Source organism: Xanthomonas sp. D-109, from assembly GCF_017746095.1.
Taxonomy (GTDB): Bacteria; Pseudomonadota; Gammaproteobacteria; order Xanthomonadales; family Xanthomonadaceae; genus Xanthomonas_A; species Xanthomonas_A sacchari.
Genome location: NZ_JAGHWV010000027.1, coordinates 17,228 through 39,975, shown reverse-complemented (window position 1 = coordinate 39,975; position 22,748 = coordinate 17,228). Strand labels below are relative to the sequence as shown.

The window sequence follows — 22,748 nt, the reverse complement described above, 5'->3', positions numbered from 1 at the left end:
TGCGGAGGCGTGGTCATGATGGTCAGTCTGGTGCTCGCGCTGGCGGCCAGCCAGTGCACGGTCGAACACGCGCGCTATACCTTGCGCCACGATCCCGCGCTCACGGCGCGTTTCGTGGCGGTGGACAGCGGACCGGACTGGCCTGCACACCTGGCGCTGCGCCTGCACTCCACGCGCAGCGGCCAAGATCACTGGTTCCTGCCGGCCGATGGCGGCAGCGATGGACGCCAGACCCTGGTGTCCATCGCCGATCCGACCCAGCCCGGCTGGCAGCCGCCTTCTCCCGACGGCGGTGACCGCCCGCTCGGCGAGGCCGAGTATCTCGGCGCCGATGCCGCCTACGATCTGCTTGATGGCGTGCCGCGCCGCGGCACGCCGGCGCCTGCGCATTTCCTGGTGCCGGACTTGCGGCAACTGCTGTGGTACCGGGCACCTGCACAGCAGCGCGAGCCGAGTGCGCGGCAGTTCTTCGACCGGGTGGGATGCGACGCCTGACGCGATGCGTCAGCGCGCCCAGCGCCCCAGCCCGCGCGCGATCCGCGCCACCGCCTCCTGCAGCCGCGGCAGGCTCTGGGTGTAGGCGATGCGCACGTGCTGGCCGGCGCGGTGGCGGCCGAAATCCACGCCCGGTGTAAAGGCGACGTGCTCGGTCTCCAGGAAGTGCGCGCAGAAGGCCTGCGCATCGTCGGTGAACCCGGAGACGTCGGCGTACAGGTAGAACGCGCCTTCCGGTTCGACGTCGATGCGGAAGCCGAGCGCACGCAGCGCCGGCAGCAGATAGTCGCGGCGCTGGGCGAACTCGGCGCGGCGCGCTTCCAGGATCTGCAGCGTTTCCGGCAGGAAGCAGGCCAGCGCCGCGTGCTGGGCGATGCTGGGCGCGCTGATGTACAGGTTCTGCGCCAGCTTCTCCAGCGACGGCACTGCCGCGCGCGGCGCCACCAGCCAGCCGAGGCGCCAGCCGGTCATGCCGAAGTACTTGGAGAAGCTGTTGAGCACGTAGGCGTCGTCGTCGACTTCCAGCACGCTGGGCGCGTCGATGCCGTAGCTGAGGCCATGGTAGATCTCGTCCACCACCAGGTGCCCGCCGCGGGCACGCAGCGTCTGCGACAGTGCCGCCAGTTCGGCGCGCGACAGCACGGTGCCGGTGGGGTTGGCCGGCGAGGCCACCAGGGCGCCGACGCTGTCGGCGTTCCAGTGCCGCTGCAGCAACTCCGGGGTCAACTGGTAGCGGCTGTCCGGGCCGACCGGCACCAGCTGCGCGGCGCCTTCGACCAGGCGCAGGAAATGGCGATTGCATGGGTAGCCGGGGTCGGCCATCAGCCAGTGGCGGCCGGGGTCGACCAGCAGCGCGCTGGCCAGCAGCAGCGCGCCGGAGCCGCCGGGGGTGATCAGGATGCGTGCCGGGTCCAGGTCGACATCGTGGCGTTGCCGGTAGAAGTCCGCCAGCGCCTGGCGCAGGGCCGGCAGGCCGCGCGCAGCGGTGTAGCGGGTATGGCCGGCAGCCAGCGCGGCCTGCCCGGCGGCGACGATCGGCGCGGCGGTGGTGAAGTCCGGCTCGCCGATTTCCAGGTGGATCACGTCGTGGCCGGCGTGTTCCAGTTCGTTGGCGCGGGCCAGCAAGGCCATCACATGGAAGGGTTCGATCTCGCGGCTGCGCTGGCTGTAGCCGGACGCGGCGGGCGAGGCGCTGAGGGTGTCGCCGGGAAGGGAAGCCATGCCGCCGATGATAGAGGAGCGTGCTTTCGTGCGTGTTAGCGATGTCGGGCGGGTTGCGCAACGGCGGTGCCGTGCCGCATCGCACCCATGCCGCCGGCACGCTTGCCATGGCGCAGCGTTGCAGGGAGACTCGGCCGGCACTGCGCGGCGTCCGCCCGCTGCCGCTGCCCGCGCGGGTAGCGCGTCCCGTTGCGTTACCGCCGCCGGAGCCCCATTAGATGCCCCACCGCCCCCTGCTAGCGAGCCTTGTCCTGCTCATGACCGCCTCCTTCGCTTCCTCCGCCTCCGCCGCCGCGGCCACCCCGCCGCATCCGGCCAAGCAGCCGCACGCGGTCAAGGCGCCGTTCGGCGCCGTTCGCCAGGACGCCTACTACTGGCTGCGCGACGACACACGCAAGAACCCGCAGATGCTGGCCTATCTCAATGCCGAGAACGCCTACGCGGACCAGGTGCTGAAGCCGCTGCAGCCGCTGGAAGACCGGCTGTACGAGGAGATCGTCGGCCGCATCAAGCAGGACGACAGCAGCGTGCCGTACCGCGAGCGCGGCTACTGGTACTACACCCGCTACGAGAGCGGCAAGGACTACCCGATCCAGGCGCGTCGCAAGGGCAGCATGGAGGCGCCGGAGGAGATCCTGCTCGACGTCAACGCCATGGCCGCCGGCAAGGGCTATTTCAGCGTCGGCGACGCGGCGGTCAGCCAGGACAACCGCATCCTGGCCTGGACCGAGGACGACGTCGGCCGCCGCCAGTACGTGGTGCGCTTCAAGAACCTGGACACCGGCGAAGTCTATGCCGACCGTATCCCCGGCGTGTCGCCGGACGTGGTGTGGGCCGACGACAACAAGACCCTGTTCTACGTCGAGAACGACCCGGAGACGCTGCTGACCGTGCGGGTCAAGAAGCACGTGCTCGGCACGCCCGCCGCGCAGGACGCGCTGGTGTACGAGGAGAAGGACGACAGCTTCTACATGGGCGTGGGCCGTACCCGCGACGACAAGTACATCGTCATCGGCGTCGAAAGCACGGTGTCCTCCGAGCAGCGCTACGCGCCGGCCGCCGATCCGCAGCGTTTCACCGTGCTGGCGCCGCGCGAGCGCGACGTCGAGTACCACGCCGACCACTTCGACGGCCGCTGGGTGATCCGCACCAACTGGAAGGCCAAGAACTACGCGCTGATGACCGCGCCCGACGGCGCCACGGCGCGCAGCCAGTGGCAGAGCTGGCTGCCCTACGACGAGAAGGTGTTCATCGACGGCTTCGAGCTGTTCGACGGCTTCACCGCCATCGCCGAGCGTTCCGACGGTCTGGAGCGGATCCGCCTGCACTTCGCCGACGGCAAGGAGGAGTACGTCAAGGCCGACGAGCCGGCGTATTCGATGGGCCTGTCGATCAATGCCGAGCCGGACACGCCGTGGCTGCGCTACAGCTACACCTCGCTGACCACCCCGGCCACCACCTACGAACTCAACACCCGCACCGGCGAGCGCAAGCTGCTCAAGCAGCAGCCGGTGATCGGCTACGACGCCAGCAAGTACCAGACCGAACGCGTCTGGGTGACTGCGCGCGACGGGGTCAAGGTGCCGGTGTCGCTGGTCTACAAGAAGGGCTTCAAGAAGGACGGCAGCGCCGCGCTGTACCAGTACGCCTACGGCAGCTACGGCATGTCCACCGATCCGGCGTTCAACCTGCCGGTGGTGAGCCTGCTCGACCGCGGCGTGGTTTACGCCATCGCGCACATCCGCGGGGGCCAGGAAATGGGCCGCGACTGGTACGACCAGGGCAAGCTGCTGCACAAGAAGAACACCTTCACCGACTTCATCGACGTCACCCGCGGCCTGGTGCAGCAGGGCTACGCCGCACCGGATCGCGTCGCCGCGGCCGGCGGCAGCGCCGGCGGCCTGCTGATGGGCGCGGTGGCGAACATGGCGCCCAAGGACTACCGCGTGCTGGTGGCGCAGGTGCCGTTCGTGGACGTGGTCACCACCATGCTCGATCCGAGCATCCCGCTGACCACCAACGAGTACGACGAGTGGGGCAATCCCGAGCAGAAGGCGTACTACGACTACATGCTCAGCTACTCGCCCTACGACAACGTCATCCGCCAGGCCTATCCGGCGATGTACGTCGGCACCGGGCTGTGGGATTCTCAGGTGCAGTACTGGGAGCCGGCCAAGTGGGTGGCCAAGCTGCGCGAGAACGACACCGGCAACCAGCCGATCGTGTTCCGCGTCAACATGGAAGCCGGCCACGGCGGCAAGTCCGGCCGCTTCCGTCGCTACCGCGAAATGGCCGAGTCCTACGCCTTCATGCTGGACCAGCTGGGCGTGGAGCAGCCGGCCAAGTAAGCGCGGTGCGCATCGGCTGGCCTGCGGGCCGGCCGATATGCGGGTGGGGCGGCTGACGTCAGGCCTGCCCATCCCAATGCTCGGTTGGATGGCAGATGGCCTGTGGCGTCCCGCGTCGCGGCTGAAGCCGCTCCCACAACGGAGTCGTGCGGTGGAGTCGAGCCTGCACGGTTCGATCACCGGATGCGCCATGACGTGCAGCAGCGCTGGCGACGTGGCAATGCCTTGTGGGAGGGACTTCAGTCCCGACTGCGCGGAGGTCGGATAGCCGAAGGCTTCGATCGTCGCGGCTGAAGCCGCTCCTACAGCGGCACATTGCTTGGTTCCACTGCGTGAGAGAGTCGGCACCAGCGCTGATGGCGTGGCAATGCCTTGTGGGAGGGACTTCAGTCCCGACTGCAGTCAGATCGGACGCCCCGATGGCGCCCCGCGTCGCGGCTGAAGCCGCTCCTGCAGCCGTCCGGCGTCGCGCCAGTACCGGGTCGACGCCTGCCCGCGCCAGCGCAGGCTTATCATGCCGCGATGCGCACGCACTCCCGTTTCCGCTGGGCCTGGTGGCTGCTGGCCTACGCCAGCCTGGCGACCGGCATCGTCGGCATCTTCGTGCCGGGCTTGCCGACCACGGTGTTCGTGCTGATCGCCGCCTACGCCGCCGCGCGTGGTTCGCCGCGCCTGCGCCGGCGCCTGCTGCGCGATCCGCGCTTCGGCCGCAGCATCCGTGACTGGGAGCGACATGGTGCGGTCAGCCGGCGCGGCAAGTGGATGGCGACGCTGGCCATGGCCGCGTGTGCGCTGGTGTTGCTGCTGTTCGTCCATCGATTGTGGGTGCAGGTGCTGGCGATCGGCTGCATGAGCGCGGTGGCGCTGTGGCTGTGGTGGCGGCCGGAACCGCCGCGTGCGTGAGCGCGCGGCAGCGTGCGACCGCGGCACAGCCGGTTCATGGCGGTATGGCTATACTCGGGGCATGAGCACATCGTCCTCTTCTCCGATCCGTCTCGTCCTCTCCGCCGCTGCGCTGCTGGCCCTGGCCGGCTGCGGCAATAAGGGCCCGCTGGTGATGCCGCAGAAGCCGGTGCCGGTGGAAGCCGCACCCGCCACGCCCGCACCGGACGCGACGCCGCCGGCGACCACCGATCCCGCCGGGCAGGCGCAGCCGGTGGATGGGCAGCGCCCGCCGGCCAACGACACCACCACGCCCACCAATGGGAATGAGTGAGGCCCGCCACGCCGCGCGCCTGCGTTTCAGCAAGATGCAAGGCGCGGGCAACGATTTCGTGGTGCTCGACCTGCGCGACGGCACCCCGCCGCCGGACGCCGCACTGGCGAAGCGTCTGGCCGACCGCCACTTCGGCGTCGGTTGCGACCAACTCCTGACCATCGAGGCGCCGCGCGATGCCGCGGCCGTGGCCAGCTACCGCATCTGGAACACCGACGGCAGCGCCGCCGGACAATGCGGCAACGGCGCGCGCTGCATCGCGGCCTGGCTGGTGCGCGATGGCACTGCGCCGGCCGCGGACGATTTCGTCATCGAAAGCCCCGCCGGCAGCCACCACATCACCCGCAGCGCCACCGGCGAATTCGCCGTGGCGATGGGCGTGCCGCGCTTCGCCCCCGAAGATGTGCCGCTGGTCGGCTTCCCACGCGCGCGCGAGGAGTACGTGCTGCCGCTGCAGGGCGGCAGCGTGCGCTTCGGCGCGGTGTCGATGGGCAACCCGCACGCGGTGCTGGAAGTGGGCCTGGTCGATGCGGCGCCGGTGGAACGCCTGGGGCCGTTGCTGCAGCAGCACGCCTCGTTCCCGGATTCGGTCAACGTCGGTTTCGTGCAGGTGATCGACCGCGGCCACCTGCGCTTGCGCGTGTACGAGCGCGGTGTCGGCGAGACGCTGGCCTGCGGCAGTGGCGCCTGCGCGGCGGCCGCGGTGATGATGCAGCGCGGCCGGGTCGAGCGCGACGTGCGCGTCAGCCTGCCTGGCGGCGAGCTGCGCGTGCAGTGGCCGGACGACACCGCACCGGTGGTGATGTCCGGGCCGGCGACGTTCGTCTTCGATGGAGAATGGATCCGATGAGCGACAGTCACGACAAGCTCGGTGCGCACGAGGTGGCGGCGTGGCTGCGGCGCCATCCCGGCTTCCTGAAACAGTTTCCCGACCTGGCGCTGACCCTGGTGGTACCGCGCGACGACGGCCCGACCGCGTCGCTGGCCAGCTACCAGCTGGAAGTGCTGCGCGACAAGAACCGTGAGCTGTCGCGGCGGCTGGCCGACCTGGCCGCCAATGCGCAGGTCAACGAACGGTTGGCGGTGCGCACCCATCAGTTGACCCTGGCGTTGATGCGTCAGCACAGCGCCGCCGACAGCGTGCGCGCGATGGCCGCATCGCTGCAGGAGGATTTCCAGGGCGACCTGGTCAGCATCGTGCTGCTGCAGCCCTTGCCCGGCCTGGAGCAGGCGCCGTGGCTGCAGGTGCTGGCGGCCGACGATGCGCGGCTGGCGCCGTTCCGCGATTGCCTGAAGGACGGCGAGCCGATCTGCGGCCGCCTGCAACCGGAAAAGCAGGCGCTGCTGTACGGCGAGCGCGTGGACGAGGTGCAATCCACCGCGCTGCTGCCGCTGCCGGGCCTGGGCCTGATCGCGGTCGGCAGCCGCGACCCGAACCGGTTCTATCCCGGCATGGGCACCTTGTTCCTGCGCATGATGGGCGAAGCGCTGGCGGTGGCGTTGCAGCGATGAGCCGGGCCGGGACGCGGAGCCCCGGGCCCGCAACCCGGGACGACCTTGCCGCCGCTGCGGTGCGCCTGCGCTGCGCCGCCGCCGTGGTCCGTCCCGCGCGGCGTCCCGCCGCTGCGGTCGCGACATGGCAGCGGGCATGCCAGCAAAACTCCCTCGCAAGGCGATCGCCTTGCGCTGCGAGGACCGCGACCCGACATCCGGCGCACCTCGGTCGCGCATGATCCCGGCCTTCCTCGCCTACCTGCAGGTCGAGCGGCGCATGTCCGCGCATACCCTGGACGCGTACCGGCGCGACCTGGCCGCGCTGGAGGCGTGGGCCGCGGCCAACCTGCTCGGCGAGCCCGCCGCGCTCGATGCCGCGCAACTGCGCAACTTCATCGCCGCCGAACACCGTCGCGGGCTGTCGCCCAAGAGCCTGCAGCGGCGCCTGTCGGCGTGCCGCAGTTTCTATGCGTGGCTGCTCAAGCACGGCCACATCGCCACCAGCCCGGCGGCGGCATTGCGCGCACCGAAGGCGCCGCGCAAGCTGCCGCAGGTCCTCGACGCCGACGAGGCGGTGCGCCTGGTCGAAGTGCCGACCGATGCGCCGCTGGGCCTGCGCGATCGCGCGCTGCTGGAGCTGTTCTATTCCTCCGGCCTGCGCCTGAGCGAGCTGTGCGCGCTGCGCTGGCGCGATCTGGATTTCGTCGCCGGCATGGTCAGCGTGCTGGGCAAGGGCAACAAGCAGCGACTGGTGCCGGTCGGCTCGCATGCACGCACCGCGCTGCTGGCGTGGCGCGAGGAGAGCCGGGGCGAGGCTGCTGCGCCGGTGTTCCCGGGCCGTGGCGGGGCACCGATCGGTGCGCGTGCGGTGCAGATCCGGATCAAGCAACTGGCCGGGCGCCAGGGCCTGTTCAAGCACGTGCATCCGCACATGCTGCGGCATAGTTTCGCCAGCCACATCCTGGAATCCTCCGGCGACCTGCGCGGCGTGCAGGAACTGCTCGGCCATGCCGACATCGCCACCACGCAGATCTACACCCACCTGGATTTCCAGCACCTGGCCAAGGTCTACGACGCGGCGCACCCGCGCGCCAAGCGCAAGTCCTGAGCGCTGCATCGCGGCCAGCACCGCACTGCGCTTGTTCTCGATCAAGGCACACCGTCCCACGCAGGACGACACTGCCCTCCCACGTCGCGAGGGTGCATCGATGGCCAAACCCTTTCCGCTGGCGCCGCGCCATCCCGAACGGCTGTGCTGGGCTGCGACCGCGATTGCGCCGCTCAGGATCTGGCCTGCGGCAACGGCGCCGGGCGCACCCCGCATCCGATCGAAACCGACGGCAAGGATTGGTACCTCGCTTGGGGCATCGCCGTCGATCCGGCGCGGCCGGCGCATGCCCGGCTCGGCGATGCTCCGCCCGCTCACGGCGACGCTTGAACCGCGCGCCGCCAGCCCCCACACCTGAGTCATCGCTCCGGAGGCCGCATGGATCCCAGTCAGAACCCCAATGTTTTCCACGCCACCACGATCCTGTCGGTGCGCCGCGATGGCCGCGTCGCCGTGGCCGGCGACGGCCAGGTGACCCTGGGCCACACCGTGATGAAGGGCAATGCGCGCAAGGTGCGCCGGCTCGGCCGCGAGGGCCAGGTGCTGGCCGGCTTCGCCGGCGCCGCCGCCGACGCGTTCACCCTGTTCGAGCTGTTCGAGGCCAAGCTGGAGAAGCACGGCCAGCTGACCCGCGCCGCAGTCGAACTGGCCAAGGATTGGCGCACCGAGCGCCGCCTCGGCAAGCTCGAGGCGCTGCTGGCGGTGGCCGACAAGGAGACCTCGCTGATCATCAGCGGCACCGGCGACGTGATCGAACCGGAGGACGGCATCATCGCCATCGGCTCCGGCGGCTCCTACGCCCTGTCGGCTGCACGCGCGCTGCTCGGTCACACCACGCTGGACGCGCGCACCATCGCCGTCGAAGCACTGAACATCGCCGGCGACATCTGCATCTACACCAATCGCAATGTGGTGGTGGAAGAGCTGTAAATCGGGAATGGAGAATGGGGAATCGCAACAGCGGTTCTCGTCTCCGTCACCGATGACGTCTGCTTTCCCATTCCCGATTCTCCATTCCCGATTCCCTCTTCGATTTCCCGACCATGACCGATACCCATAGCACCATGACCCCGCGCGAGATCGTGCAGGAGCTGGACCGCCACATCGTCGGCCAGCACGAGGCCAAGCGCGCGGTGGCGATCGCGCTGCGCAATCGTTGGCGGCGCATGCAGTTGCCCGATGCGCTGCGCAACGAAGTGATGCCGAAGAACATCCTGATGATCGGCCCTACCGGCGTCGGCAAGACCGAGATCGCGCGGCGCCTGGCGACGCTGGCCAATGCGCCGTTCGTCAAGGTCGAGGCCACGCGCTTCACCGAGGTCGGCTACGTCGGCAAGGACGTGGAGCAGATCGTGCGCGATCTGGCCGATACTGCGGTCAAGCTGTACCGCGAGCAGGCCAAGACCCGCGTGCGCACGCAGGCCGAGGAGCGCGCCGAAGAACGCATCCTCGATGCGCTGCTGCCGCGGCGCAGCGCCGGCATCGGCTTCGATCCGGAAGCCGCGCGCAACGAACCGTCGGCGCAGGACAGCGACACCCGCAGCAAGTTCCGGCGCATGCTGCGTGCCGGCGAACTGGACGAGCGCGAGATCGAACTGGATGTCGCGGTCAACGTCAGCATGGACATAATGACCCCGCCGGGCATGGAGGAAATGGGCCAGCAACTGCGGCAGATGTTCTCCAACCTGGGCGGCGGCAAGTCGCAGTCGCGCAAGCTGACCATCAAGGCCGCGCGGCCGCTGCTGATCGAGGAAGAGGCCGGCAAGCTGGTCAACGAGGACGACGTGCGCGCCGCGGCGATCGAGGCCTGCGAACAGCACGGCATCGTGTTCATCGACGAGATCGACAAGGTGGCCAAGCGCAGCGAGGCCGGCGCCACCGGTGGCGACGTCTCGCGCGAAGGCGTGCAGCGCGATCTGCTGCCGCTGGTGGAAGGCTCCAACGTCAGCACCAAGTACGGCACGGTCAAGACCGACCACATCCTGTTCATCGCCTCCGGCGCGTTCCATCTGGCCAAGCCCAGCGACCTGATCCCGGAGCTGCAGGGCCGCTTCCCGATCCGGGTGGAGCTGTCGGCGCTGTCGAAGGACGACTTCATCCGCATCCTCACCGAGCCGAAGGCGGCGCTGACCAAGCAGTACGAGGCGCTGCTGCTGACCGAGGGCGTGAGCCTGCGCTTCACCGACGACGCCATCGCGCGCCTGGCGGAGATCGCGTTCCTGGTCAACGAGCGCCAGGAGAACATCGGCGCGCGGCGCCTGCACACCGTGCTCGAGCGCCTGCTGGACACGCTGAGCTACGAGGCCCCGGATCGCGACGGGCAGAGCGTCACCGTGGACGCGGCCTATGTCGACGCGCACCTGGGCGAACTGGTGCAGGATCCGGACCTGAGCCGGTACATCCTGTAGGCCCAGGTACGATCCACACCGGCAGGCGCCTTGCTGGCGTCTGCGTTGTGCCGCTCGACCCAGGTCGGTATGTCGTTGCCGCGCTCGTCTTCCATCGCGACGAGGCGGCAGGTCGCGCCTGCAGTGGTTCCCCGTTGGCGACCGCATGTCGTCGCTGCCCATGTTCCCGGCCGGCCAGTCCCATCCGATGCGCTGATGCGCGCGGGTGCATCGGGAGAGCCTCGCCCTCAAAATGCGCGTGGAGCGCGGCTGACGCCAGCGTCCGTGTTTTCGGCATGCCGACCCGCTGGCCCGCGCTGCCCGGCAGGGGGCAAGCCTCCACCCGGCGTGCGGACGCTGTAGGATCGGCGCGGACGACGGACTCAGGCACGGGGAATCGCATGGCAGTGCAGGTGCTGGTGGTGAAGGAATCGGCGCAGGGCGAACGCCGCGTGGCGGCCACGCCGGAGACGGTCAAGAAACTGGTCGCGCTGGGCGCGCAGGTGCGGGTCGAGCCGCAGGCCGGCGTATCGGCCGGGTTCGTCGATGACGCATATCTGGCCGCCGGCGCCAGCCTGGCCGATGCCGCCAGCCCGGCGCAGGCGGATCTGGTGCTGTGCGTACAGCCGCTGCCGGCGCTGGCGCTGGAGCAGTTGAAGGAGGGCGCCGGCGTGGTCGGCATCCTGCAGCCGCAGGCCGATCCGGCGCGCGCGGCGGCGCTGCAGGCACGGCAACTGGTCGCCTTTCCGCTGGAGCGGCTGCCGCGCACCACCCGCGCGCAGGCCATGGACGTGCTCAGTTCGCAGGCCGGCATGGCCGGCTACAAGGCCACCCTGATCGCCGCGCAGCTGGCGCCGCGCTTCTTCCCGATGCTGACCACTGCGGCCGGCACCATTCGCCCGTCCAAGGTGCTGATCGTCGGTGCCGGCGTGGCCGGCCTGCAGGCCATCGCCACCGCCAAGCGCCTGGGCGCGCAGGTGGAAGGCTTCGACGTGCGCCCGGAGACCCGCGAGCAGATCGAATCGCTGGGCGGCAAGTTCCTCGATCTCGGGGTCAGCGCCGCCGGCGAGGGCGGCTACGCGCGGCAACTCACCGACGACGAGCGCGCGGAGCAGCAGCGTCGCCTGGCCGAGCACCTGAAGGGCATCGACGTGGTGGTGTGCACCGCCGCGGTACCGGGGCGACCGGCGCCGAAGATCCTCAGCGCGGCGATGGTCGCCGGCATGAAACCGGGCAGCGTGGTGGTCGACCTGGCCGCCGAGACTGGCGGCAACTGCGAACTGACCCGGCCCGGCGAGACCATCGCACACGCCGGGGTGACCATCGCCGGTCCGCTGGATCTGGCCAGCATGGGCGCGGTGCATGCCAGCGAGATGTACGCGCGCAACGTCTACAACTTCGTCGCGCTGTTCCTGAAGGACGGCGCGATCGCCTACGACTGGAACGACGAGCTGCTGGCGAAGACGCGCTGGACGGCATGAGCGTGGCCGCGATGGTCGGGCGCCGGCTCGGTCGGCGCTGATCTGCGGGCACGGTCGCCCGTGTAGGGGCGACAGGCGCTACCGAAAACGCCGCGTCGCGACTGGAAGGCGACTTCGTGAAATGTCCCGTAGGAGCGGCTTCAGCCGCGACCGGGTTTACCGGCAACGCTGTCGCGGCTGAAGCCGCTCCTGCGCGAGGTGCTTTCTGCGGCGCTGGAGTCCATGCGCCGTACCCGGCGATGCGAGGACGCGCGCGCATGCGCATCAGGCTTCGACCGGCGCCGGGCTTCGCTTACCTGGAAGCCTCCGGCGGCGGCCGCTCGTCCGGGCCGGCATTGGCGCGGATCCAGGCGGCGCGTTGCGCCGGCGTCATCGCTTCCCAGCGGTCGCGCAGCGCCTTGCGCTGCTCCGGTGGCAGCGCACGCATGCGGTCGAACAGCACCCGCGCCTCCTCGCGCTGTCGCGGGTTCATGTCCTCGTAGCGGCGGGCACCCTTGCGCGCTTGCTCGCGTTGTTCCGGGGTCATCGACTGCCAGCGTTGCGCATGCTCGAACATGCGCCGGCGTTGCTGCGGGGTGTCGTTCCAGCGCTGGCGCAGGGGCGCGATCAGCAACTCGCGCTGCTGCGGGCTCAGGTGTTCCCAGTCGGGCAGCGGCGGGCCGGTATCGTCGTCGCGATCTGCGGCGAAAGGCGGTGGCGGAGGCGGCGGCCCCGGCGGGGGCGGCGCGGCGAAGGCCGGGACGGCGCTGCCGGCCAGCAGCGCCAGCGCCAGGGAATATCGGATCAGGCGAGTCATCGGGTTCATTCCATTGCCAGCGAGGTATCGGACCCCAGCCACAGGTACAGGTCGGGATTTTCGTCCAGCATCGCGGTCGCACTCGCGGCCTGGTCGCTGTCGGTGCTTGCGCTGGCGCCCGTCGGCGTGGGCGCCACCGCGGTCGTGCCGGCAACGACGCTGGCGGTGGTGATCGGCACCGACGGTGCCGGGCGCAGCAGCAGGTGTACGCCCAGCGCCGCACCGAGCAGCGCCGGCACCGCCGCCAGCAGCCAGCCCCGGCGCAGGAAGGGCGCCGTGCGCGTCTGGCTGGCCTGCCGGCGCGCGGCGCGCAGCCGCGCCAGGGTCGGCGCGGGCAGGGCCTGCAAACTGGCCTGGTGGACGGTACGCAGGCGCGCGTCGAAGTCCGCGGAGCGGATGGGATCGGATGTCATCGGACGTCCTCCAGTTGTTTCTGCAGCGCCTCGCGGGCGCGCGACAGATGGGTTTTCACCGAGCCTTCCGAACAGCCCATCGCGCGTGCGGTGGTGGCCACGTCCAGCTCTTCCAGCACGCGCAGGGTGAAGGCCTCGCGTTGCCGGGCCGGCAATGCGCGCAGCGCCGTCACCAGGCGCGCATGGGTCTGCCGACGCTCGTGCTGCTCGGACGGATTGGGGCCGTCGTCGGCCCAGTCCGGCGGGCTGTCCGCGTCGCGCTCGCTGCTCGGTGCCCAGAAGCGCAGGCGGAAATTGCGGCGGCGCTGCAGGTCGATGATGCGCCGGCGCAGGATGCTCCAGAACAGCGGCGTCCATTCCTGCGCCGGGCGCTCGCGGTAGGCCAGCAGCTTGATCATCGCGTCCTGCACCGCATCCAGCGCGTCCTCGCGCTGGCGCAGGCCGGCTTCGGCGAAGCGGAACGCGCGCGGCCCGATCTCGGCCAGGAACGCATCCAGCGACGCCGGCAGCGGGCGCTGCGCGGTGTCGGCATCGGTCGACGGCGGTGCGAGGGCGGGCGTGCTCACCAGCACAGCTTAGCTTCCTGGCGGGGGGATGCCGTGGTTAACGCGCCGCGGCGGCCGCGGTTGACCGGCCGGACGCCGCGGGCCTGGTGGCACGGCACGGCGGCATCGCACAGCGGTTCAGCAGACGGTTATGATGCGGCGGACGGGCGCGGCGCCCGGGAGAACAGTGCGATGAGCGACGGGTTCGTGGCCTTGTACATCTTCATGCTGGCGGCCATCGCCGGGCATGTGATCATCTCGCGGGTGCCGGTGATCCTGCACACCCCGCTGATGTCCGGTTCCAACTTCATCCACGGCATCGTGCTGATCGGCGCGATGGTGGTGCTGGGCCATGCCGACACCACCCTCGAAAAGGCCATCGGCTTCGTCGCGGTGCTGCTCGGCGCCGGCAATGCTGCCGGCGGCTACGTGGTGACCGAGCGCATGCTCGACATGTTCAAGTCCAGCAAGCCGGACGCCGCCAAGACCAAGGCGAAGGATTGAATGCGCGGCATTGGCGCATCGCCGCGGCGCTGGCCATGGCCGCCTTGCTCGCGTTGCTCGGCATCGCGCTGGTCTTTCTTTCCTACTTGCTGCCGCTCGGGCAGATGTCCTTTTTCGGAGCACGCCTGCTGATGGAACTGTTGCCGATCCTGATCAAGAGCAGCTACCTGGTCGCCGCCACCCTGTTCCTGCTCGGCCTGCAGCGCATGGCCTCGCCCAGGACCGCGCGCAGCGGCATCCGCTGGGCCGGCTTCGGCATGCTGCTGGGGACCGCCGCCACGTTCCTGCTGCCGGGCCTGCACAACCTGCCGCTGATCGTGCTGGCGATCGCGCTCGGCACCGCTGCGGCATGGATCTCGGCCAAGAAGGTGGCGATCACCGACATGCCGCAGATGGTGGCGCTGTACAACGGCATGGGCGGCGGCTCGGCGGCGGCGATCGGTGCGGTGGAGCTGCTGCGCTTCTCGTTCCTGATGCGCCGCGACACCACCCATTGGAGCGAGGCTGCGATCGCCGCGCTGGCCGCGCGCCAGCCCGACGCCACCACGCTGGCGCTGGCGGTGATCGGTTCGGCGATCGGCGCGGTGTCGCTGTCCGGCTCGATCATCGCCTGGGCCAAGCTCGACGGGCGCCTGGACAAGCGCGTCACCTTCCCCGGGCAGCAGGCGTTCAACCTGCTGGTGTGCGTGGCGATGCTGGGCGTCGGCGCGTGGGCCGCGATCAGCCTGAGTCCGCTGGCGATCGTGCTGTTCTTCGTGCTGGCGCTGGCCCTGGGCGTGCTGATGACCTTGCCGATCGGCGGCGCCGACATGCCGGTGGTGATCTCGCTGTACAACGCCTTCACCGGCCTGGCGGTGGCGTTCGAGGGCTATGTGCTCGGCAACGAGGCGCTGATCATCGCCGGCATGATGGTCGGCGCGGCCGGCATCCTGCTGACCCGGCTGATGGCCAAGGCGATGAACCGGCCGATCCGCGGCGTACTGTTCTCCAACTTCGGCGGCGGCGGCCAGGCGCAGGCGATCGCCGGCAGCCAGAAGCCGATCGAGGCCGGCGACGTGGCGGCGATGATGGCCTACGCCGAGCGCGTGGTGATCGTGCCCGGCTACGGCATGGCGGTGGCGCAGGCGCAGCACAAGATCTGGGAGCTGGCGCAGCGGCTGATCGAGCGCGGGGTCAAGGTCAAGTTCGCGATCCACCCGGTGGCCGGGCGCATGCCCGGGCACATGAACGTGCTGCTGGCCGAAGCCGGCGTGCCCTACGACCTGATCGCCGACATGGACGACATCAACCCCGAGTTCGCCAGCACCGACGTGTCGCTGGTGATCGGCGCCAACGACGTGGTCAACCCGGTGGCCAAGACCGACCCGGCCAGCCCGATCTACGGCATGCCGATCCTGGACGTGGTCAATTCCAGGAACGTCATCGTCATCAAGCGCGGCAAGGGCACCGGCTTCGCCGGCATCGAGAACGCGCTGTTCTATGCCGACAACACCCGCATGCTCTACGGCGACGGCGCCGAGGCGGCCGGCGCCCTGGTCAGCGAACTGAAGGCGCTGGACGGCGGCGGCCACTGAGCCGTTGCAGGCGGGCCAGGGGGTGACGTAAGCCGGAGTCGTAGGAGCGGCTTCAGCCGCGACCTGACGTTACCGGTAACTCCCATCGCGGCTGAAGCCGCTCCTGCAAAAAGCGATGCGCTTCAGCGCGAGGTGGGATGACCAGGATGCCCTCAGGCCGCGCCACGCCGGTGGCGTCCGCCGCGCTGCGGCTTGGCTCAGCGCGCGCTGAAGTACGCTGCGGCCACGCCGATGCCCAGCCACAGCAGATCGCCGGGGCTGTTGGCCAGCAGGGTCAGGGTCCAGGCGTAGTGGGCGCCCATCTTCAGCGACGAGTCCCACACGTTCAGGCCCAACCCCGCGCCCATCTGCGCGGCGGCGATGCCCCAGTTGGCGGCGACGATCACCAGGACCGTGGCGACCATCGCCACCGCGATGCGCAGCGGCCCGCGCGGCAGGCCGCCCAGGCGCAGCATCCAGGCGATCTCCAGCGCCACCACCACGGCCATCCAGCCGGCCTGGCGACCCAGCGACAGCGCCACCAGCAACCAGGCGATCAATGCGGTGAAACAGCCCATGGCGAGCAGCAGGGGCCAGAGCCAGTGCGAGGACCTGGCCGGCGTGGAGGAAGGCGGCATTCGATGTTCCCGGAGAAGGCGTACAGGATACTTCCGGCGCGCGCCCCGCGCACTCGGATAAACTGCACGACTTGCACCGGCGGGGCCTGGCCCCATATCGCCCCCATGTACTCACGCAGCAGCGAACCTGTCCAATTCGAACGCGATTGCGCCGCGGTGATGGTGCCGCAGGGCGACGCGGTGACCCTGCCGGCCGGCAGCTATGGCTATATCACCCAGGCCCTGGGCGGCAGCTACACGGTGTTCGTGGAGGGCAACCTGTTCCGCATCGCCGGCAAGGACGGCGACGCCATCGGCAAGGAGCCGCCGCCGGGGCTGGAACTGCCCGAGGGCGCCGGCGACGAGCAGGTGGAAGCCTTGATCTGGCAGCAGTTGCGCACCTGCTTCGACCCCGAGATCCCGTTCAACATCGTCGATCTGGGGCTGATCTACGACGTGACCATGCACGCGCGCGAGCATGGCCAGCGCACCGTCGAGGTCAAGATGACCCTGACCGCGCCAGGCTGCGGAATGGGCGAGATCCTGGTCGACGACGTGCGCAGCAAGCTGGAGATGATCCCGACCATCGCCGAGGCCGACGTCGAGCTGGTGTTCGATCCGCCGTGGGGCCGGCATATGATGTCCGAGGCCGCGCGCCTGGAAACCGGCATGCTCTGACCCGCGCGCGACGCGTCGCGACGGAGCCCGATCGGGCGCCGCCGCTGCCGTCGCCACGACGCTGCGGCCCTGGCCATCCCTCGACTACCACAGGAATTCCCGGTGTCCGCTACCGAGCCGTCCACGCAGTTCCGCCTGACCCCGTCCACCGCCGCGCGCAGCGCCGAGGCGCGCGCGCAGATCCTCGCCGCGCCGGGCTTCGGCAACTATTTCACCGACCACATGGTCGCCATCGAATGGAGCCGCGAGCAGGGCTGGCACGACGCCGAAGTGCGCGCCTACGGCCCGCTGGCGCTGGACCCGGCCGCCTCGGTGCTGCACTACGGCCAGGAGATCTTCGAAGGCATCAAGGCCTACCGCCATGCCGACGGCTCGATCTGGACCTTCCGCCCGGAGGCCAACGGCAAGCGCCTGCAGCGCTCGGCGCAGCGCCTGGCGCTGCCGGAGCTGCCGGTGGAGCTGTTCGTGGAATCGCTGCGGCAGCTGATCGCGGTCGACGCGGCCTGGGTGCCGTCGGCGCCGGAGACCAGCCTGTATTTCCGTCCGTTCATGATCGCCAACGAGGCCTTCCTGGGCGTGCGCGCCGCGCAGAAGGCCGGCTACTACGTCATCGCCAGCCCGGCCGGCGCCTATTTCGCCAAGGGCGTGGCGCCGGTGGCGATCTGGCTGTCCACCGACTACGCGCGCGCCGCCAAGGGCGGCACCGGCGCGGCCAAGTGCGGCGGCAACTACGCCGCCTCGCTGCTGCCGCAGCAGCAGGCGCAGGCGCAGGGCTGCTCGCAGGTGCTGTTCCTCGACCCGGTCGAGGGCAAGTACATCGAGGAACTGGGCGGCATGAACGTGTTCCTGGTGATGCGCGACGGTAGCCTGGTCACTCCGGCGCTGTCGGGCAGCATCCTGGAAGGCATCACCCGCGACAGCATCCTGCAACTGGCCCGCGATCGCGGCATGCAGGTGGTGGAGCGCCAGGTCAGCATCGACGAGTGGCGCGACGGCGTGGCCTCGGGCGAGATCGCCGAGGTGTTTGCCTGCGGCACCGCCGCGGTGGTGACCCCGATCGGCCAGCTCAAGGGCAAGGACTTCGCCGTGGGCGACCTGACCGCCCCGACCGGCCCGGTGACCCTGTCGCTGCGCCAGGAACTCACCGACATCCAGTACGGCCGCGTCGCCGACCGCCACGGCTGGCTGGTGCGGCTGGGCTGAGCCGAACGCCCAACGCTGGGGCGGCTGTCGGCTGCCCTGGCGAATGGACCTCATGCCCCTTGGCGCATGGTCCGACAGCGTTGGCCATCGCCGGCGACGTTCGCGCTGGTGCGCTGGGGCGTGCGATGTGTTGCCGCCCCCGCCTCCGCGTCTTCCCGGGAGTCCGCTCCTCGGACATATCGTGTCCGTCCCGATGTATGGCGCTGCCATGCAGGCGACCTCTGTCGTCTGTATCCACTGTCTCCTTTTCTTGTCCCGTGTGTCGCGCTGGAGCCAAAAAGCTGCCCCTGATTTGCCAAGTTTGGCGTCTAGACATGTTGCATCGCAACAAAAACGAGGTATGCATCTCTTTATTACATCGAAACTGGTAGCAGTTCCTCGTTTTGTACAACGGATTTCCGTCACACCCTGCTCCATACGCGCTTGTACTGAGCTAGCGTCGATGAATGGTCGGCAACACGCCATCCGACCGGGCTCGCAACGCACGCCAGGTTCAGGTTTCGACCGGACCGGTGCGGCGCGGAACACCGCCATCAGGCGGCTACTCAACCGAAAGGAAGTCCGAATGTCCGAAATGTCGCATCGTGGGTCGCGCCAGCGTCCGTGGCTGGTCGTGCTGGGCGCCTCCGCTCTCACCTCGCTGCTGTTGGCCACCCCAGCCTTCGCCGGTGACGTGAACCTCTCCGGCCTGTCTTCCGAACCGACCGTACAGCGCTTCATCGTCAAGACCCGCGATGCCGCGCCGGTCAGCATCTCCAGCGCGTCCGCGGCCGCTGCGGCACCCTCGGCGGCGCTGCGCGCGACGCTGCAGTCGGCCGCCGCCGCGCTGCCGGCCAAGAACGGCCGTGCGCTCGGCCTGACCAGCCTGCGCCGCCTGGCGGTCGGGCCGGAAGTGGTCAAGGCCAGCCGTCCGCTGGATCGCGCCGAGGCCGAGACGCTGATGCGGCAGATCGCCGCCGACCCGAACGTCGAGTACGTCGAGGTTGACCAGCGCATGACCATCGCGCTGACCCCGAACGATCCGCGCCTGGGCGACCAGTGGGCCTTCGGCACCACCAACGCCGGCATCAACGTGCGCTCGGCCTGGGACAAGGCCACCGGCGACGGCGTGGTGGTGGCGGTGATCGACACCGGCATCACCAGCCACCCCGATCTCAACGCCAACGTCCTGCAAGGCTACGACTTCATCAGCGATGCGGATGCCGCACGCGACGGCGACGGCCGCGACAGCAACCCGGCCGACGAGGGCGACTGGGCCGCCGCCGGCGAGTGCTATTCCGGCTCGCCTGCCTCCAATTCGAGCTGGCACGGCACCCACGTGGCCGGCACCATCGCCGCGGTCACCAACAACGGCACCGGCGTGGCCGGCACCGCGTTCAAGGCCAAGATCCTGCCGGTGCGCGTGCTCGGCAAGTGCGGCGGCTACACCTCCGACATCGCCGATGCGATCACCTGGGCCTCCGGCGGCACCGTCAGCGGCGTGCCGGCCAACCAGAACCCGGCCGAAGTGATCAACATGTCGCTGGGTGGCAGCGGCACCTGCTCGACCACCTACCAGAACGCCATCAACGGCGCGGTCGGTCGCGGCACCACGGTGGTGGTGGCGGCGGGCAACAGCTCGACCAACGTGTCCAGCTCGGTGCCGGCCAACTGCAACAACGTGATCGCGGTGGCCGCCACCACCTCGTCGCGGGCCAAGGCCAGCTACTCGAACTACGGCGCGGGCATCGACATCTCCGCACCGGGCTCGAGCATCCTGTCCACGCTCAACGACGGCACCACCACTCCGGGCAACCCGAGCTACGCCTCCTACAACGGCACCTCGATGGCGACCCCGCACGTGGCCGGTGTGGTCGCGCTGATGCAGTCGGTGGCGCCGACCGCGCTGACTCCGGCGCAGGTGGAGAGCACCATCAAGAACACCGCGGCCAGCTTCTCCTGCTCCCAGGGCTGCGGCGCCGGCCTGCTCGACGCCAACGCCGCGGTCACCGCGGCGCAGAGCGGCGGCAGCGGCGGCGGTGGTGGCGGCAGCAGCAACGAGCTGCAGGACGGCGTGGCGGTCACCGGCCTCAGCGCCAGCAGCGGCTCCTCGCTGAACTACACGGTCAAGGTGCCGTCCGGCGCCAGCAGCCTGGTGGTCACCACCTCCGGCGGCAGCGGCGATGCCGACCTGTACGTGCGCTTCGGCAGCGCGCCGACCGATTCGGCCTACGACTGCCGTCCGTACAAGAACGGCAACAACGAGAGCTGCACCTTCAACTCCCCGCAGGCCGGTACCTACTACGTGCGGGTGAAGGCGTACAGCACGTTCTCCGGGCTCAGCCTCAAGGCCGACTACTGAGGCACTCCGTCGCGGCGGCTGCTTGACGGCCGCCGCGCACCTCCCGGTGCCGGATCGCAGTGGTCGGCCAGGATGATGCCGATGCTGCCACTCTCGGTCGCCCCGCGCTTCGGCGCGGGGCTTTTTTATGGGTGAACGGCGCGCGCTGTCGCGTGGCGCGGCATGGCGCTATGCCCTGTGCCGGTGATCACTGCGGGCGTCGTGTGGATCCGCTCGTCGGCACGGCGGCGTGGATCCCGGTGCCGCCAATGCCACGGTGCAGGCGCGGTGGGGCGCGGCGATCGGCAGGATCGCGCTCTACGCCACCCGCGCCGCCGCCGCCATCACTCGCACAGATCGCAGGCACGCGCCTGCAGTGCGTCGAGTACCTGCGCGGCGTCCATCTCCAGCAGCAGGCCGCGTTGCCCGGCGTTGAACCAGACGCTGCCTGCGCCCAATGCCGATTGCTCGATCAGCACCGGCGCCGGCCGCTGCTGGCCCAGCGGACTGATGCCGCCGACCTTGTAGCCGGTGCGGCGCTCGGCCTCGGCGGCCTCCATCATCCGCGCCGCCTTGCCGCCCGCGGCGGCGGCCAGTTTCTTCAACTGCACACGGCGGTCGGACGGGACCACCACGCAGACCGCGCGCGTGTCGACCCAGGCCATCAGGCTCTTCAGCACCCGCTCCGGCGGCAGGCCCAGCGCCTGCGCGGCCTGCAGGCCCTTGGCGCCGGCTTCGGCTTCGTAGTCGTAGGGATGCAGCCGGTAGACGATGCCGGCCGCATCCAGCGCCTTGGTCGCGCGCGTGGCCTTGGACATCGCGATCGCTCAGGCGGCCTCGAAGCGGTTCGCCGCCACGTTCTTGCGCACCTTCTGCGGATCCCAGATGCGCCCGTTCATGGCGATGTAGACGCCGGCCGGCAGCGACTGCACCGCGCCGACCGCGCAGCCGATGTTGAACTCGGCGTCGGAGCCGCGGAAGCGCGCCGGGTTCAGCGCGCCGGTCATCACGATGGTCTTGCCCTCGATCGCCTGCAGCACCTTGCCGGTCTGCACCATCGAGTCGGTGCCGTGGGTGATCAGCACATGCCGCGCCGACTGCGCGGCGATGGTGGCGCGGATCAGTTCGCGGTCGTCGTCGGTGATGTGCAGCGAATCCTTGCGGATGATCGGGATGACGGTGAAGCGGAAGGTCACGCCCAGTTCCTTGAGGATCTGGCCGATCTGCGGGTCGCCGATCTGGTAGTCGGACTTGTCGTCGAAGTAGATCTTGTCGATCGTGCCGCCGGTGGTGACGATCAGGAGTTCTTCCATTGCCGTTCCTAGAAGCGTGTCGGGACGCGGCGGTGGCCGCGCAGGCCGTCCATGATACCGGCCGCGGTGGGGCGGCCGCTCAGTCGCGCCCGGCCGCGCCGCGGCGGCGGGCGAAGCGTGCGCGGATGCCCGGTGCGCTGGACAGGCCCACCACCAGCAGCGCCAGCAGCAGTTCGGCCCAGCCGTAGCCGCGCTGCGGCGGGTGGCTCCAGGCGGTCATCACCCCGTGGCTGAACCACAGCAGCGCGCCGACGCCGCTCCAGAAGCGCGCCAGCGCCGAGCCGCGCAGCACGCCCACGGCCAGCAGCAGCGGCGGCAGCGCGAACACCAGCAGGGCGGCCAGGCGGTGGCGATCGTCGTGGAACCAGGCCGCGAACAGCGCCGCCAGCGCCAGCAGCGTCGCCCCCAGCGCCACCTGCAGGCGCCCGCCGCTCATGGCGCCGCCAGTCGCTGCGCGATCTCGGCCAGGCGCCGGCCGAGCGCACGCGCCAGTTGCGCTTCTTCCTCGCTGGGCTGCGGATCGTCGTCGGCGCCGGCGACGTGGCTGGCGCCGTAAGGTGTGCCGCCGCTGCGGGTGCTGCTGAGCAGCGGTTCGGTGTAGGGAATGCCGACGATCAGGCAGCCGTGGTGCAGCAGCGGCAGGTGCATCGACAGCAGGGTGGCCTCCTGGCCGCCGTGCAGCGACGCGGTGGAGGTGAACACCGCCGCCGGCTTGCCGGCCAGCGTGCCGCTGGCCCAGTCGGCACCGAGGCCGTCGATGAAGTGCTTGACCGGCGCGGCCATGTTGCCGAAGCGGGTCGGGCTGCCCAGCGCCAGGCCCACGCACTCGCGCAGGTCGTTGGCATCCACGTATGGCGCGCCGCTGTCGGGCACCGGCGGTGCGCTGGTCTGGGTGACCGCGGCCACCGGCGGCACGGTGCGCAGGCGTGCGGCCATGCCCGGCACCTCGCCGACGCCGCGCGCGATCTGCCGCGCCAGGCGCGCCACCGAGCCGCCGCGGCTGTAGTACAGGACCAGAATCTCGGCCATGCGGCCCTCTCGTGGATCGGAACGGCC

Annotated in this window: 25 protein-coding genes; 16 read left to right on the top strand and 9 right to left on the bottom strand. The window is 70.1% G+C overall.

Annotated features, from left to right (window positions below; all coding sequences use genetic code 11):
• Positions 1 to 15: 15 nt before the first annotated feature.
• Positions 16 to 495 carry a hypothetical protein gene (locus J7357_RS21455; RefSeq protein WP_244667683.1) on the top strand — a complete coding sequence of 160 codons (480 nt, stop codon included), beginning with the start codon at positions 16 to 18 and terminating at the stop codon, positions 493 to 495.
• 9 nt (positions 496 to 504) lie between these two features.
• On the opposite strand, the gene J7357_RS19770 is transcribed toward J7357_RS21455, so the two are convergent.
• Complete coding sequence (locus tag J7357_RS19770; protein ID WP_209249127.1) at positions 505 to 1,716, bottom strand: pyridoxal phosphate-dependent aminotransferase; 1,212 nt, start codon at positions 1,714 to 1,716, stop codon at positions 505 to 507.
• Between the two features lie 257 nt (positions 1,717 to 1,973).
• Between J7357_RS19770 and J7357_RS19765 the strand changes: the two genes are divergently transcribed.
• From J7357_RS19765 to J7357_RS19720, 10 genes are all read left to right on the top strand, one after another.
• Entirely contained in the window at positions 1,974 to 4,064 is a 2,091-nt protein-coding gene (locus J7357_RS19765) for a S9 family peptidase (RefSeq protein ID WP_209249125.1), read from the top strand.
• A 522-nt stretch (positions 4,065 to 4,586) separates the two neighbouring features.
• Positions 4,587 to 4,967 carry a YbaN family protein gene (locus tag J7357_RS19760; RefSeq protein ID WP_209249123.1) on the top strand — a complete coding sequence of 127 codons (381 nt, stop codon included), beginning with the start codon at positions 4,587 to 4,589 and terminating at the stop codon, positions 4,965 to 4,967.
• 61 nt (positions 4,968 to 5,028) lie between these two features.
• The gene (locus J7357_RS19755; RefSeq protein WP_010341226.1) at positions 5,029 to 5,280 is read left to right on the top strand and encodes a lipoprotein; all 252 of its coding nucleotides are present in this window, start codon (positions 5,029 to 5,031) and stop codon (positions 5,278 to 5,280) included.
• Positions 5,273 to 6,130 (top strand): diaminopimelate epimerase, encoded by an 858-nt coding sequence (gene dapF / locus J7357_RS19750; RefSeq protein WP_209249121.1) that lies wholly within the window; start codon positions 5,273 to 5,275, stop codon positions 6,128 to 6,130. The genes J7357_RS19755 and dapF overlap by 8 nt, the downstream gene beginning before the upstream one ends.
• Positions 6,127 to 6,792: a DUF484 family protein gene (locus tag J7357_RS19745; RefSeq protein WP_010341229.1), complete on the top strand. Its 666-nt coding sequence runs from the start codon at positions 6,127 to 6,129 to the stop codon at positions 6,790 to 6,792. The genes dapF and J7357_RS19745 overlap by 4 nt, the downstream gene beginning before the upstream one ends.
• A 217-nt stretch (positions 6,793 to 7,009) precedes the next feature.
• Positions 7,010 to 7,882 carry a tyrosine recombinase XerC gene (gene xerC / locus J7357_RS19740; protein ID WP_209032082.1) on the top strand — a complete coding sequence of 291 codons (873 nt, stop codon included), beginning with the start codon at positions 7,010 to 7,012 and terminating at the stop codon, positions 7,880 to 7,882.
• A gap of 144 nt (positions 7,883 to 8,026) precedes the next feature.
• Complete coding sequence (locus tag J7357_RS19735; protein ID WP_343237440.1) at positions 8,027 to 8,212, top strand: DUF3079 domain-containing protein; 186 nt, start codon at positions 8,027 to 8,029, stop codon at positions 8,210 to 8,212.
• 48 nt (positions 8,213 to 8,260) lie between these two features.
• Positions 8,261 to 8,812 (top strand): ATP-dependent protease subunit HslV, encoded by a 552-nt coding sequence (gene hslV, locus J7357_RS19730; protein WP_010341232.1) that lies wholly within the window; start codon positions 8,261 to 8,263, stop codon positions 8,810 to 8,812.
• A 113-nt stretch (positions 8,813 to 8,925) separates the two neighbouring features.
• Positions 8,926 to 10,290, top strand: coding sequence for an ATP-dependent protease ATPase subunit HslU (gene hslU, locus J7357_RS19725; RefSeq protein ID WP_209249119.1), 1,365 nt, complete (start codon positions 8,926 to 8,928; stop codon positions 10,288 to 10,290).
• 380 nt (positions 10,291 to 10,670) lie between these two features.
• Positions 10,671 to 11,750: an NAD(P) transhydrogenase subunit alpha gene (locus J7357_RS19720; protein WP_209249117.1), complete on the top strand. Its 1,080-nt coding sequence runs from the start codon at positions 10,671 to 10,673 to the stop codon at positions 11,748 to 11,750.
• A 292-nt stretch (positions 11,751 to 12,042) separates the two neighbouring features.
• On the opposite strand, the gene J7357_RS19715 is transcribed toward J7357_RS19720, so the two are convergent.
• Genes J7357_RS19715 through J7357_RS19705 form a run of 3 tightly spaced genes read right to left on the bottom strand, consistent with a single transcriptional unit; the run spans position 12,043 to position 13,531 of the window.
• Positions 12,043 to 12,546 (bottom strand): DUF3106 domain-containing protein, encoded by a 504-nt coding sequence (locus tag J7357_RS19715; protein WP_209249115.1) that lies wholly within the window; start codon positions 12,544 to 12,546, stop codon positions 12,043 to 12,045.
• Between the two features lie 5 nt (positions 12,547 to 12,551).
• Positions 12,552 to 12,959 carry a hypothetical protein gene (locus J7357_RS19710; protein WP_209249113.1) on the bottom strand — a complete coding sequence of 136 codons (408 nt, stop codon included), beginning with the start codon at positions 12,957 to 12,959 and terminating at the stop codon, positions 12,552 to 12,554.
• Entirely contained in the window at positions 12,956 to 13,531 is a 576-nt protein-coding gene (locus J7357_RS19705; RefSeq protein WP_209249112.1) for an RNA polymerase sigma factor, read from the bottom strand. The genes J7357_RS19710 and J7357_RS19705 overlap by 4 nt, the downstream gene beginning before the upstream one ends.
• A 165-nt stretch (positions 13,532 to 13,696) precedes the next feature.
• Here J7357_RS19705 and J7357_RS19700 point away from each other — a divergent pair, with 165 nt between their 5' ends.
• Positions 13,697 to 14,008: an NAD(P) transhydrogenase subunit alpha gene (locus J7357_RS19700; RefSeq protein ID WP_010341238.1), complete on the top strand. Its 312-nt coding sequence runs from the start codon at positions 13,697 to 13,699 to the stop codon at positions 14,006 to 14,008.
• Positions 14,009 to 14,112: 104 nt separating this feature from the next.
• On the top strand, positions 14,113 to 15,582 hold the full coding sequence (locus tag J7357_RS19695; protein ID WP_209249307.1) for an NAD(P)(+) transhydrogenase (Re/Si-specific) subunit beta: 1,470 nt from the start codon (positions 14,113 to 14,115) through the stop codon (positions 15,580 to 15,582).
• A gap of 197 nt (positions 15,583 to 15,779) precedes the next feature.
• Here the strand turns inward: J7357_RS19695 and J7357_RS19690 are convergent, their stop codons facing one another.
• Positions 15,780 to 16,199 (bottom strand): hypothetical protein, encoded by a 420-nt coding sequence (locus J7357_RS19690; RefSeq protein WP_010341240.1) that lies wholly within the window; start codon positions 16,197 to 16,199, stop codon positions 15,780 to 15,782.
• 105 nt (positions 16,200 to 16,304) lie between these two features.
• Between J7357_RS19690 and sufT the strand changes: the two genes are divergently transcribed.
• From sufT to J7357_RS19675, 3 genes are all read left to right on the top strand, one after another.
• Positions 16,305 to 16,856, top strand: a complete 552-nt coding sequence (sufT, locus tag J7357_RS19685; RefSeq protein WP_209249110.1) for a putative Fe-S cluster assembly protein SufT — start codon at positions 16,305 to 16,307, stop codon at positions 16,854 to 16,856.
• A gap of 102 nt (positions 16,857 to 16,958) precedes the next feature.
• Positions 16,959 to 18,059, top strand: a complete 1,101-nt coding sequence (locus J7357_RS19680) for a branched-chain amino acid aminotransferase (RefSeq protein WP_209249108.1) — start codon at positions 16,959 to 16,961, stop codon at positions 18,057 to 18,059.
• Between the two features lie 574 nt (positions 18,060 to 18,633).
• Positions 18,634 to 20,400: a S8 family peptidase gene (locus J7357_RS19675; RefSeq protein ID WP_209249304.1), complete on the top strand. Its 1,767-nt coding sequence runs from the start codon at positions 18,634 to 18,636 to the stop codon at positions 20,398 to 20,400.
• Between the two features lie 323 nt (positions 20,401 to 20,723).
• Here the strand turns inward: J7357_RS19675 and ybaK are convergent, their stop codons facing one another.
• The 4 genes from ybaK to wrbA all read right to left on the bottom strand — a co-directional run bounded on the left by ybaK (position 20,724) and on the right by wrbA (position 22,721).
• Positions 20,724 to 21,197 carry a Cys-tRNA(Pro) deacylase gene (gene ybaK / locus J7357_RS19670; RefSeq protein ID WP_209249106.1) on the bottom strand — a complete coding sequence of 158 codons (474 nt, stop codon included), beginning with the start codon at positions 21,195 to 21,197 and terminating at the stop codon, positions 20,724 to 20,726.
• A 9-nt stretch (positions 21,198 to 21,206) separates the two neighbouring features.
• On the bottom strand, positions 21,207 to 21,692 hold the full coding sequence (locus tag J7357_RS19665; protein ID WP_010341245.1) for an asparaginase domain-containing protein: 486 nt from the start codon (positions 21,690 to 21,692) through the stop codon (positions 21,207 to 21,209).
• Positions 21,693 to 21,771: 79 nt separating this feature from the next.
• A complete protein-coding gene (locus J7357_RS19660) occupies positions 21,772 to 22,128 on the bottom strand; it encodes a DUF2069 domain-containing protein (protein ID WP_209249104.1) in 357 nt (118 codons plus the stop codon).
• The gene (wrbA, locus tag J7357_RS19655) at positions 22,125 to 22,721 is read right to left on the bottom strand and encodes an NAD(P)H:quinone oxidoreductase (protein ID WP_209249102.1); all 597 of its coding nucleotides are present in this window, start codon (positions 22,719 to 22,721) and stop codon (positions 22,125 to 22,127) included. Before wrbA ends, J7357_RS19660 begins: the two co-directional genes overlap by 4 nt.
• Between the last annotated feature and the right edge of the window lie 27 nt (positions 22,722 to 22,748).